Origin of the sequence: Methylobacterium nigriterrae (genome assembly GCF_037106235.1) — a bacterium.
Classification (GTDB): Bacteria; Pseudomonadota; Alphaproteobacteria; order Rhizobiales; family Beijerinckiaceae; genus Methylobacterium; species Methylobacterium nigriterrae.
This window is the reverse complement of record NZ_JBAWTG010000143.1, coordinates 1-11,395: the sequence shown is the minus strand read 5'-3', so window position 1 is coordinate 11,395 and position 11,395 is coordinate 1. Positions and strand designations below refer to the sequence as shown.

11 protein-coding genes and 1 tRNA gene are annotated in these 11,395 nt (G+C 64.1%); 6 read left to right on the top strand and 6 right to left on the bottom strand.

Going from position 1 to position 11,395, the window contains the following annotated elements; translation table 11 throughout:
- Nucleotides 1-107 precede the first annotated feature (107 nt).
- Nucleotides 108-371: a hypothetical protein gene (locus WDW90_RS31415; protein ID WP_336491485.1), complete on the top strand. Its 264-nt coding sequence runs from the start codon at nt 108-110 to the stop codon at nt 369-371.
- 67 nt (nt 372-438) lie between these two features.
- Here WDW90_RS31415 and WDW90_RS31410 read toward each other — a convergent pair whose 3' ends face one another.
- From WDW90_RS31410 to WDW90_RS31400, 3 genes are all read right to left on the bottom strand, one after another.
- Nucleotides 439-750 (bottom strand): hypothetical protein, encoded by a 312-nt coding sequence (locus WDW90_RS31410; RefSeq protein WP_336491483.1) that lies wholly within the window; start codon nt 748-750, stop codon nt 439-441.
- A gap of 244 nt (nt 751-994) precedes the next feature.
- Nucleotides 995-1,924, bottom strand: coding sequence for a histone deacetylase family protein (locus WDW90_RS31405; protein WP_336491482.1), 930 nt, complete (start codon nt 1,922-1,924; stop codon nt 995-997).
- 231 nt (nt 1,925-2,155) lie between these two features.
- On the bottom strand, nt 2,156-4,567 hold the full coding sequence (locus tag WDW90_RS31400; protein WP_336491480.1) for a bifunctional acetate--CoA ligase family protein/GNAT family N-acetyltransferase: 2,412 nt from the start codon (nt 4,565-4,567) through the stop codon (nt 2,156-2,158).
- 165 nt (nt 4,568-4,732) lie between these two features.
- Between WDW90_RS31400 and WDW90_RS40935 the strand changes: the two genes are divergently transcribed.
- The 3 genes from WDW90_RS40935 to WDW90_RS31385 all read left to right on the top strand — a co-directional run bounded on the left by WDW90_RS40935 (nt 4,733) and on the right by WDW90_RS31385 (nt 5,841).
- A complete protein-coding gene (locus WDW90_RS40935; protein WP_431311160.1) occupies nt 4,733-5,092 on the top strand; it encodes an IS3 family transposase in 360 nt (119 codons plus the stop codon).
- Nucleotides 5,089-5,532: a hypothetical protein gene (locus WDW90_RS31390; RefSeq protein ID WP_336491479.1), complete on the top strand. Its 444-nt coding sequence runs from the start codon at nt 5,089-5,091 to the stop codon at nt 5,530-5,532. Before WDW90_RS40935 ends, WDW90_RS31390 begins: the two co-directional genes overlap by 4 nt.
- Before the next feature lie 188 nt (nt 5,533-5,720).
- Nucleotides 5,721-5,841: transfer RNA gene (locus WDW90_RS31385), tRNA-OTHER, on the top strand.
- 1,718 nt (nt 5,842-7,559) lie between these two features.
- On the opposite strand, the gene WDW90_RS31380 is transcribed toward WDW90_RS31385, so the two are convergent.
- Nucleotides 7,560-7,928 (bottom strand): septal ring lytic transglycosylase RlpA family protein, encoded by a 369-nt coding sequence (locus WDW90_RS31380; RefSeq protein WP_336491478.1) that lies wholly within the window; start codon nt 7,926-7,928, stop codon nt 7,560-7,562.
- A 274-nt stretch (nt 7,929-8,202) separates the two neighbouring features.
- Between WDW90_RS31380 and WDW90_RS31375 the strand changes: the two genes are divergently transcribed.
- Both WDW90_RS31375 and WDW90_RS31370 read left to right on the top strand, forming a co-directional pair.
- Nucleotides 8,203-8,358 (top strand): hypothetical protein, encoded by a 156-nt coding sequence (locus WDW90_RS31375; RefSeq protein ID WP_336491477.1) that lies wholly within the window; start codon nt 8,203-8,205, stop codon nt 8,356-8,358.
- Between the two features lie 71 nt (nt 8,359-8,429).
- The gene (locus WDW90_RS31370; protein WP_336491475.1) at nt 8,430-8,684 is read left to right on the top strand and encodes a hypothetical protein; all 255 of its coding nucleotides are present in this window, start codon (nt 8,430-8,432) and stop codon (nt 8,682-8,684) included.
- 534 nt (nt 8,685-9,218) lie between these two features.
- Here WDW90_RS31370 and WDW90_RS31365 read toward each other — a convergent pair.
- Entirely contained in the window at nt 9,219-9,392 is a 174-nt protein-coding gene (locus WDW90_RS31365; protein ID WP_336491474.1) for a hypothetical protein, read from the bottom strand.
- A 220-nt stretch (nt 9,393-9,612) separates the two neighbouring features.
- Nucleotides 9,613-10,775, bottom strand: a protein-coding gene (locus WDW90_RS31360; protein WP_336491472.1) for an IS3 family transposase whose coding sequence is annotated in 2 segments (ribosomal slippage) — nt 9,613-10,514 and nt 10,514-10,775 — 1,164 coding nt in all. Because the reading frame shifts where the segments join, the coding sequence is not laid out codon by codon here.
- Between the last annotated feature and the right edge of the window lie 620 nt (nt 10,776-11,395).

Below are 11,395 nucleotides of genomic sequence, written 5' to 3'. Positions count from 1 at the left end.
AACTCCGGCGTGAACGTTCGTTTCGTTGTCCCCATCAGACACCTTCCAGCCCCCATGGGAGCGTAGCAGAGGTGTCCACTCATTCAGAGGAGGATCAGGAGAGATCCATGTTCGGTCCCTGCTACAGCTCCGCCCTGCTGGCTCTTGAGGCGCAGAAGGTGATGGAGATGCGCCTCGTCAAGCTGGCCTGGGGCGGCTTTGAAGCTCACACCGAGGCGCAGCTGATGGTCAGCGAAAAAGTGAGTGCGGCCCTTGAGGCAGCCGGCACGCTGCTGACGGGTGGCTCACCCGAGACGGTGATCGCGCGCTTTCGTGAGCATGTCGCAGCCAACACCACGCGCTTGTCTGCTCCAGGTGATGGCCTCATCTGAGTGTGGCCCGCAGTGCCGCGGTCGGGAGACTTCCTCGCCCGATCGCCCGTCGCTCTGTGCAGACCGTTCAACCAGCCCGGCCACTCCGGCTGAGCACCGACGAGACGGCTCGACGGGCGCGAAGCTCGTCGCTGCGATCGGCCTCAAAAGCCATGACGGCATCGATATACCGCTCACCGCGGTTGAACGCAGCTGCCAGAAGCTGCAGGTCAGCGTGGCGCGTGATCGCGTCCTTCAGGAAATCCGGTGGCGTGTAGATGACCCGCCCCGTGGTGGCCACAATGACGCAGAGCCTGCCATCGCGCTGCTCAACGAGATGATCGGCCGGCCTGACCTCAGCCCGCGTTGCCGGTGAAAACGCACAACTCACCGCACCCACGTTCGTCCCATGCTCGCCCGATGAACGTGGACGCCCCGCCACCCCGATATGGTGCACCGCACACCGGACTGCAGGCCATACCTGCCCACGAGGACACGGTCGCGGAGCTCTCCATGCGAGACAGGTGTTCGGGCGCACATGCAGCCATTACGCGAGGTGGGCCCGCCAGCGGCACACGTTACCTGTCCATCTCAACGAACGCGCCTGTCACTGGACTGGAGCGCCAGCGTTGACGGAGATGGAATCACGCCTCCATCAGAGCTGCGACGTGCGCCGACACCGATTGTGACAAGCCGATGAGGTCATAGCCGCCTTCGAGCACCGACACGATGCGCCCGCCGGAGACCCGCGCGGCCACCTCCACCAACCGCTGGGTTGCCCAAGCAAAGTCTCGCTCCGTCAGGTTGAGGTTGGCCAGCGGATCGCGCCAATGCGCGTCGAAGCCGGCCGAGACCAGCAGGAGGTCGGGCCGAAACGCCGCGATCCGCGGCAGCACGATCCGCTCCAGCGCCTCGCGGAACACTGCGCCATCGTCGCCCGCCGCGAGCGGCACGTTCACGACCGTGCCGTATTCACCCTGCTCGCCAGCCGCTCCGGTCCCGGGGTAGAGCGGCATCTCGTGGGTCGAGCAGTAGAGCACGCTCGGATCATCCCAGAAGATGTCCTGCGTGCCGTTGCCGTGGTGGGCATCCCAGTCGAGGATCGCGACCCGATCGGCGCCGTGACCGGCCCGGGCGTGCCGCGCTGCGACGGCCACGGTGTTGAAGAAGCAGAAGCCGGTGGCCCTGGCCCGCTCGGCATGATGGCCGGGTGGGCGCATCGCCGAGAACGCGTTCCGCACCCGTCCCGTCATGACCTCGTCCACGGCCTGCAAGACGGCGCCGATGCTGCGCAGCACCGCCTCGTGGGTCCCGATGGAGACCGGAGTGTCCACATCCGCCCGCAGCGGTCCGCCCCGGCCGAGATCGTCGAACACAGACTCGACATAGCGCGCGTCGTGAGCCCGCAGGATCGGCTCGACAGGCGCGAGCGGAGCCTGCTCCCGGGCCAGCGCGGTGAAACGTTCCTGCTCGAGGACACGCTCGATCACGCGGATGCGGTCCGCCCGCTCCGGATGTCCAGGCTCGGCCAGATGGTTCAGCGCGGCCAAGTGGTGGAGGTACAGGGTGGTCATGCCGCACCTACCGTGCCGCTGCGGGAACAGGCGACGTGTCGGCCGGTTGTTCGGCCCGAGCTTCCGGATGTTGTTGTACGTTCCATCCCACGACGAAAATTAGCGCGAGAGTTCCGGTCAGCGAGAGCAATCAAGGACTTTCTCGACAGCGAAACCGACTCTTTTCGCTCACGAAGTTTGGGATCACGGCAGGATCCGCCGCACCCGCGCCGGTCTGCGCGACGGACTGCGTCAGTCCTTCGCTGCCGCCGCTAGGCTCAAGCTGACGCAGTTCAGCGCAGGGTCATCGGGGCACTGCACTGCGCTGAACCCAAGGCCTTTCGCCATTCGCAGCATGGTCGTGTTCTCCCGCAAAATCTCGCCCGTGATCCGCTTTAGACCGATGCTCCGCCCATACGCGATGATCCGCTGCATCAGCTCCCAGCCTAAGCCGATCCCCTTGAGCTTGGATTGGACGATGACCGCATACTCAGCGCATTCCAGGTCCGGATCGGCGGTGATCCGCACCACGCCCAACAGCGCACCCGTCGCAGGATCCAACGCCACCAGCGCCATCTCGCGCGCGTAGTCGATCTGCGTGAGGCGGGCGATGAAGGCGCGCGAGGGGTTCTTCACCGGAGCGAACAAGCGCAACCTGAGATCATCGGGCTCAATGCACTCGCCAAACGCCGGATAAAGCGCCTCGTCCTCCGGGCGGATTGGCCGCACGCGAACGGGTCGTCCATCCTTGAGCGTCAGCCAGCCCTCGAGGTCGCGCGGGTACGGGCGTATGACGAAGCGAGGATTTGGACGCCGGGTGGCAGCCACGCTGATTGGTGTCGCCTGCCGCTCCAAGTTCACGCGCGCTCTAACAAGCGTCCACCAGCTGTCGTGCCGTCCGAGCGCAAGCCTGAGCTCTCGGATCGAGGGGCAGTCCGCCGCAAGCTGCGCGATCTCAACCAAAAGCAGGGCCAGGGACCGCCGCATGTCGCCGGGTAGGAGTGCCCTCAGCTGAGCTGGGGCACGAGTTAACAGCGCCTCCGCAAGGGGCAGATCAAGAGGGGGGAGCGCGACGGTGCTGACACTTGCCGATCCCGGCACCCCCAGGGCAATGAGAGGCCCGAATGCGGGATCATCGGCAACCCCGATACACAACTCTGCCTCATCACCGCTCAGCTCAAGGTCCATGCCGTAGGTCTGCAGCAAGCGGGTGGTCTCGCGTTCAAGGAGAGCAAGGCGTCCTTCAAAGACGTAGCGCCGCAGTAGCTCGCGAGCGGGGTCAGGGGCTGGCGTGAACAGATCCGACAGATCGGGCGGCATCTGCATCAACTCGTCCTGGGCACGCCGATGCTCGAGCCCAAACGAGAGGCCGGTCACCGCGTCGAAGGGCGTGGCGAAAACCGGCACCCTGTGCTCTTGCAGCCGTCCGACCGCGTCGGGCTGATCGCAAAACCATCCCAAAGCCAAGGGCTTGTGCGATCCAGCCGAATGAGCCTGTGCTGTCACAGCCCCGATGATCGCATCCGCAACCTTGTTGGCATCAACGAACGGGTTGGCTGCATGCAGGACAACGATCGCATCTGTTCCGGTGTCGGCCAGAAGAGCCCTGAGCGCCCGGGCATAGACTGCAGGCAATGCGTCCGCACCAAGGTCGAAGGGACGTTCGCCGCCAAGATCCTCGCGTAGGATCTCCGCGGCTGGTGAGGCGAGCTCAAGGCCGCAGTCGAGCACGTGATCAGCCGCGAGGGATGCAAGAGCTGCACTGTTGGACACGAGGGCAACCCGCTGCCCCTGCAATCTCGTTCTGGTGCGCGCGAGAAACTCCGCTGCGTCGAAGAGCTCGACAACACTGTTTACGCGGACCAGACCGATCCTGCGAAACACTGCATCGTAAACACGGTCGGGTGGGAGCTGCCATAGGCCGAGACTGGGCGGTGGCGGTTCGTGCCGCCCGGCCTTCAGGATGATGACGGGCTTGGTGCGCGCAGCGCGGCGCGCCGCGGAGACGAAGGCGCGCGGGCACCGGATCCGGTCGAGATGGAGCAGAATGGCCCGGGTGCGGACGTCCTGGGCGAGGAAATCCAGCAAGTTCGGCACGTCAACGTCAAGCCCCGCCCCGACCGAGACGGCTGCGGACAGGCCGATGTTGCGGGATCGCGCCCAACCGACGATGCCTGAAAGTATCGAGGCCGAGTGGGCAACGACCGCGAGGCCGCCCGGAAGCGAGACATGCTGGAGGAGGCTGGCGTTGAGCGGACCCCAGGTGACCTGCAGGCCGAGTGAGCCGGGACCTAGCAGGCGCAAGCCGCTGCGTTGCGCAACGGACAGGAGGGTACGTTTCAGCTCAGCGTCGTGAACGTCGTGCTGCGTCAGGACAGCGGCGCGCGAGCCCCGCTCGCCGAGGCTCGAAAGGATGGCGGGTGTGCTACCAGCAGGCAGGGCGACGATTACGAGATCGGGCGCGCACTCGACACCGTCCAGCGATGGGGCGACCGGAAACGGGGCGTCGGCTGAAGCAGGACCAACCAGCAAGACGGATGCCTTGGGCTTGGCAGCAGCCATGGCAGCGAGCGCCAGAGCGCCATGAGTGCCAGCCTCGAAGCTGTCAGCCATGATCCCGATTGAGCGGGGTTCGAAGAAAGCGTCGAGATTGCGTACCGTCACGGCGCTCACCCTCACTGGCAGCGGAAGCCAATTCACGCAAAAATTCCGCTGCGTTAGGATTGCTTATAGGTCCCAATTCGACGCTTAAAAATCTTGCCCATCCTTGCTCAGCTTCGGTCGAGCGTGTTGCCGCTTGTGAGCGCGACGGAGACCTCCGAGGTACTCGTGGTGCAAATCATTCCGGCAAACGGGGCCGGGCTGCCGAGGACCTCGCCACAAATTGACAAACGGCTGAACCAAGTCACCTTCAGCAGCTCGCTGCAGCGGGAGCTTAAGGCCGTGTCGATGATGCAGCGGCTGGCCAGCGCGGGTGAGACAGGGAGCTCAGCGCTTGTCATGAAGACGCTCAAAGTCGAGGCGGTGTACGTGACGGAGTACGAGAACTTCGCCGATGTCGCGGCCGATCTTCCGCGCTTCATCGACGAGGTCTACAACACCAAAAGGCTGCACTCTGCACTCGGCTACCTGAGCCCCGTGCAGTTCGAGGAGCAACACGCCCGGCAGCGGGTCAAACCTCTCGCATGAAGCTGTCTACCGACAGGCGCGCACTCCATCCTCGTGTCGAAGCTTCAGCCGAACTTGCTCCGGCTGAGACCAGCGGTCCGGCGCAGCCGCAACCTGCGCAGATCACGGGTGCGAGCGCCAAGGACGATGTGGCCGGGCGCGTGAGCAGCTGGAGAGGCCGCAGGGTCAATCCGGCCCTGGGGCTTGCCGGTCCGCTCGGGTTCGCGCGCACGGCCGTTGAAGCGAACGTGAGCGTTTGGTCGTACCTGCGCAAGGAGGGCGAGGCGGCTCTGACGCATCTTCGTGCCCTGAGCGGCGCGAAGTCTCCGATTGAGCTGGTGGATCTGCAGGCCAGCGAGATGGCCCGAGCAGTCAGCTCGGCGCTCAGCCTTGGGCAGGATCTCGCCAAAAGTGCGGGTTTCATCGCGAAGGAGCCGAGCTCGGCATCCAAGGAGAAGTGACGCCGTCATCCGTTGGCGGCCGTGAGCTCCTGGTTTGTCGCCGGTCCGCTCCCCTCAAGCTTAAGATCGGAATCCGGGCTGGACGGCCTCCTGCGTAGCCGCACTGTGAGGCTCCTAGTCGGTGCCAGGCGCCATGAGCCTGTTCAGCTGATGCGGGACGGCCACACGGGACCTGACCTCCGGGGAGGGCGGGTGGCCGGTGTGTACCCAGCGTCAGACGGCTGCGGGGAACATCTTCCAGCAAAATCAAAGCTCAACCACAGCTTCCCAAGCTGAATGTCGTCGGTTCGATCCCGATCGCCCGCTCCACCTAACCCCCTGATCCCGCTGGTGTTCCGATCGACCTGAACGGTCGGGGCGTTCCCATGGTGTTCCCCGCCGTTCCCCTTGCTTGTTCTGGGTCCGTTCGGGGCAGGTTCGCCTGCTCGTGACCGGAAGGCATCGTTGCGTGGCTTCTCGCGACAACTTGGCCCGACAGCCTGCGGCGACGTGTTTGATGCGATGAGCGCCAAGGTTCCGGCGAGAGAAGCCCGCGACCGCTGTGGGGCTGGCAAACGGCAGAGGGTGCAGATTCCCGTGCGCTCGGCGGAAAGACCGGAATGCGCCACCACCGGACCTTGGCTCTCAGCCCGGAAGCGGACCTTCAGCTTTGCGCCCATTCCGGCCGTACCCACTATCGCCCCGGCAGACCGAAAGCAGCCGTTGCAACGGCCCAGTCTGTAGGGCCGGATTGCGCTATAAGCGGAAGTTGGGTCACTCGGCTCACAGAGGCAGATATCCTGCTGGAAACCGGCTTTCGCAGGTTGAGCGTTATGGAGCCGCCCAGTTCGCGTGAGGAGATTGATGGGATCGCCTGCTCCCGTTCGGGTAAAACCGGCAGACGGCGACAAGCTAGAGCGAACTCACGCACACTCGCGGCCACAAGCCCAGAACCGAAAAGAAGCCGCGGTCATAGGCGCAGAGCGCATGCCGCTGGCGAGAACGGCGGGGAAGCGGGTAGCCCCGATCACGTGGGCTGACCCAGGTGCTTCCAAGGAGAACAACGTGGTTGTACGGCCTCCTTGTCACGTGCGCGCGCCGGTGGCTTCGATACATGCGTGGCTGCAGGCTGACAGGCTGAGCCCATACGCGAGCAAAACGCCTGTAGCTCCTCGTCGGATGCCGAAGAGCGTACCGGGTGCGGCCGCGGACATGAGCGGCCAGCCGAGCACGACTCCGGACCTGCCTTCGGGCGCTCGCGTGACGCGACCGAATCTGTCGTTCGTCAGCAACGCGCGAGCGCTCGCGGGTTGCAGGTTGTGCGACTTCCGGCTTCTTGAGCCCCGCTTCCTTTGGCGAGTTCGGATCCGGAGCAACGCCGTAGCGTGACGTGAGAAGGGCAGCCTGCGACGGCTGGGGCGGCGCACCACATCCTGTGCAGATGGAGGCGGACAGGCGCTTCCAGGTTCTCTCACTCTTTTCCAGCATGCTCTTCTCGCGATCCTGATAGGATGCGGGCCCGCCAGCCATGGGCTTCGCACGGCTCTCCGCCGCTATCACGGAAGAGGCCTGAACTGCGTCAGCGACGATGAGGACGGCGGCAAGTAAGATCCGAACAACTAGCTGCATTGGCCCTCCTCGCGCACGTGGCTGCAAGCTCCCACTACGAGAGCTACAATGAGGTCGAGCAGATGGTTCCGCTCTACTATCTGTTTGTACGGCTTTGACGAGAAGGGTTTGCTTGGTAGTACATGGAAGAACTATCACTGGCTCGGACGCGCAGCAGGCTACCGCGGTCCGCGTGTGGCTGCGGAATTCGCCTAACGTGCGCGTTCCCCTTCGCGTAAGGGGAATTATGGAAGCGGACGAGCTGGAGCCGCGCCGCTCATCCGCCGCTCCGCGGCTGGGGTAGCGGTTCAGCGCGTCCTATCGGCCGTGAGAGCGGCAAGCCCGTTCGGCCCCCCGCCCGCTTCCATCCTGACCAAGGCCGGCTTCACCGAACTGAGCTTCCCGCTCAGGCTCGGCGATCGAGCGCGGGACGACGTAGATCAGAGGCGTGCAATGCTAACTGTGGCTGTTCCGGAGAGGCCGATGGCCTGAGCGGAGGCGTTCGACAGGTCGATCACGTGCCCACCGACAACCGGGCCACGATCGTTGATCCGCACCACGACGGAGCGTCCGTTGGTCTTGTTGGTGACCCGCACCTGCGTGCCAAAGGGCAGGGTGCGATGAGCGGCTGTCAGCGCGTGTGTGTCGAAGCGCTCGCCGTTGGCCGTGCGCCGGCCGTGAAAGCCCGGGCCGTACCAGGACGCCACCCCAGCTTGCGCGAACGAGCGTTCGTCAGCTTCTGCGCTGGGCGCAACAACACACGCAGCCGTGACCAATGCGAGGAGCGCCAAGCGGGCGTTCGAGACCATCGTGCCTTTCCGTCATCGTTTCGACGGAGCGGCAAAATGTGGTCAAATGGGGCAGCAACATGTCTCGGTGCAACATGGGTGATATGTGCTTGTACAAAATCTTGAGGACTGGTGATAACCTGCGCGGTGTCTAAGTTGCGGCATAAGAATTCAAAAATAGATAGCTTTGTGCTTGAAGCTGAGCAGAGCCGACGCATGGCCAGCATTGCCATCATGATCGGCACGCCTCAGGGCGCGCTTGCTGGCCTTCTCGGACGAGAGGGGGGCAGCCATCATGGCTGAGGCAATCCTGCGCAAACTCAACCCACTCGCCTTGCCAGTCCCGCTGTGGGTCCAGTGCCGGGACCACGCCCTTAATCAGCACCTCACCGATTATCTTGTCAGCGTGCAGGCCGAGATCATCGGCCCGCAAGAGGGCGGATGCCGTTGAGAGTTCGAGAGCGGCGCCTATTCTTCCCGTCCTCGAGTGCAGAACCGCGCCGCCGAGGGAGAGGGAAGGCCATGGCGTTTTTCATCGGCATCGCTGGTCCCTGGATCGTCCTCATGCTCCTCGATCTATTCTGGACGAAGCGCAGTCTTGAGCTGTCACCAGCGCAGCCGCACCAAAGCTCGCAACGGCGCTTGGAGCATCTGATCCGAAGGCGTGACAAGGTTCACCGGCCGGTTCGGCAACTCTCACCGCTCCCGCGCACCGCCCGTTCTGAAGCGGAACTGCCTTCATTCAACAGCTATCTGTACCGTACACCTGCCGAGTGATGTGATCCGCATCTCGACCGACGTGCGGGATCGTAAGTGCAGATGCGCTGATGGACGAGACCATCCTTAAGGGTGGCACGACGGGCTGCATCCCGTATGCACGTTCTTGCCGCGGCGATAGCGTCGCCCTGAGGCCATCCTTCACTGGGCGTTTCCTCCCTGGACTTCGGCCGCCCACTTGAGGGAGGTCAGCTTTCCAGGGACGCCGCTCCTGACAGCCGAGACAAAGGCCGGGAAAGTGCGACCAAGCCGCCTAGCCTGACAGCGCATAACCTCGTGTCAGTGCTGAGGCTGCTGATGACGCCCGCGCTCCGTGCCGAGTTGCTCAACGAGCGCTTCCGAGCCATCGGCAGGGCACTCGAGCACACCTGTGAGACCCAACACACGCATGCGGAAGCGCAGAACGTGCGGGAGTGGCTCAGAGACATACCCGACTGTTCAACGCCTCTGACGATGACCCTACCGGGCACAAAAAAAGCCCCGCCAGAACCGGTCGGGGTTAGTCCGATATCGAAGCAGGCACTGGCGCGCCGCTCAGGCGGCGAGCTTCTCAGCGGCAGCGGGAGCGTTCTCGTTGCCGACCAAGACCGGACGTGTGGGCGCAGCGGTGTCGGCCTTCGGGCTGAAGCGGTCGGCGACGTAGAACACCAGCGAGACGTTCGCGGCTACGGCGGCGAAAAAGCCATAGTAGAGAAGCAGGTCGGTCATCGTAGGCGCCCTGTGCGATGTTTGCGTTGCACAATGTATGACGCAGTGCAGCACGTTTTGGCATACCAAATTCCATGAGTCAGATATGCTGGCCGCGCATGCGCTAGGCTCTTAGGAGTCCGAGTGACGGCATTTTTGCACTATGACGCCTGATCCAAAGAGCCCTCCTGCGGTAGCCTGCAGCGATTGATCTGCCCCACGGGGTGGTCCAGGTTCAAGGTTAGTGCACGGTTGGCCGCTCTACCACGGGCAGCTTGGCCGAAGCGGCGGGCCAGACCGTGAAGGCAGGCATGAACACCTCCGGAGCTGGCGGTTGGTAGCCCAATGATCCGTGCGGCCTGACCGTGTTGTAGTGGCATCTCCAGCTCTCGATCACGATCTGTGCCTCCTTGAGCGTGTAGAAGATCTCGCCGTTGAGCAGTTCGTCCCGCAGACGAGCGTTGAAGCTCTCGACGTACCCGTTCTCCCACGGTGAGCCTGGTGCAATATAGGCCGTCTTCGCGCCGACAGCGGTGATCCACGACTGCACGGACTCGGCGACGAACTCCGGTCCATTGTCCGAACGGATGTGGCTGGGCACCCCGCGTAGGATGAACAGGTCCGACAGCACGTCGATCACATCCGCCCCCTTGAGCTTGCGGGCCACACGGATGGCCAGGCACTCGCGCGTGAACTCGTCGACGACGTTGAGCATCCGGAACTTGCGCCCGTCATGGGTTCGCGCCTCGACGAAGTCATACGACCAGACGTGGTTGCGGTGCTCCGGCCGCAGCCGCAGGCTCGACCCGTCCCCGTCCCAGAGCCGACCGCGCTTGGGCTGACGCGCTGGTACCTTCAGCCCCTCGCGCCGCCAGATCCGCTCGACCCGCTTGTCGTTGACCAGCCAGCCGGCCGCCTTCAGCAACGCGCTGATCTTGCGATAGCCGTAGCGCCCGTATCTCCCTGCCAATTCGACAAGGCCGGCCGTCAGCGCCGCCTCGTCATCACGGCCCCGCGGCACCTTGCGCTGTGTCGAGCGATGCTGACCGAGCGCCCGACAGGCGCGGCGCTCGGAGACGTGCAGGACGTCCATGATGTGCTCGACACAGGCGCGCCGGCGCGCGGGGCTCAATAATTTCCCCGGGACGCCTCCTGCAGGATCAGCTTGTCCAGCGTCAGATCCGCGATCGCCTTGCGCAGCCGCTGGTTCTCGGTCTCCAGATCCTTCATCCGCCGGACCTGATCCGACTTCAGGCCGCCAAACTCACGCCGCCAGCGATAGTACGTCACTTCGCTCACGCTGATCGCGCGGATCGCCTCACCCACACTCTGCCCCTGTGAGATCAGCACGTCCGCCTGCCGCAGCTTGGCAACGATCTCCTCAGGCTTGGGTCGCTTCGCCATCTCGTCCGTCCTCCAGGCTCAAAAGCCATACTAAAGGGCGGACCACTCCCGTGGGGGCAGATCACCCAGCAAAAGATTCCTTTCGTGGTCCATGATGATGGGCGGTGCCGATGCCCGAAAGCGTCGCTTCCTGGCCGAGGCCTCGCTGCGCCTGCGGGGCCAACTGAAGGCAGTACGGCCAAGCCAGAACGCCTGTCATATCTGACTCGTCTGAATGCGGCGAGCGCCCCTCGTGAAGGTGCGCCAACCAGAGAGGAGGGCTCTACCTTCTGAGGGACAACCCCGGGGATCACAGTAACAGAAAGGAGGAAGATGATCTCTATAGAAACGCCCCTGTTGTCCCCGGCTGCGGAAGCACGAGCATTCGGCTAACTGCCCGGTCCGCTCGAGCCGGGGGCCGTCTGGCGGCGGCGCTGATGATGCCGCGCTCAATTGCGGTGTCGAGGCCTGACTTCCGCTTTGCGTTCATTCCAGCCGTCCGGTCGCCTCAGAGGGCATCTCCGGAGCGGACGCCGCGGCAACCGAGATTGTAATAGGATCAGACCTCTGCTGACTGGCCACTCTCCGGCATGGTACGAAACTAACCGTCAGACATCGGCGCACTAGGAGCAGAAGCAGAA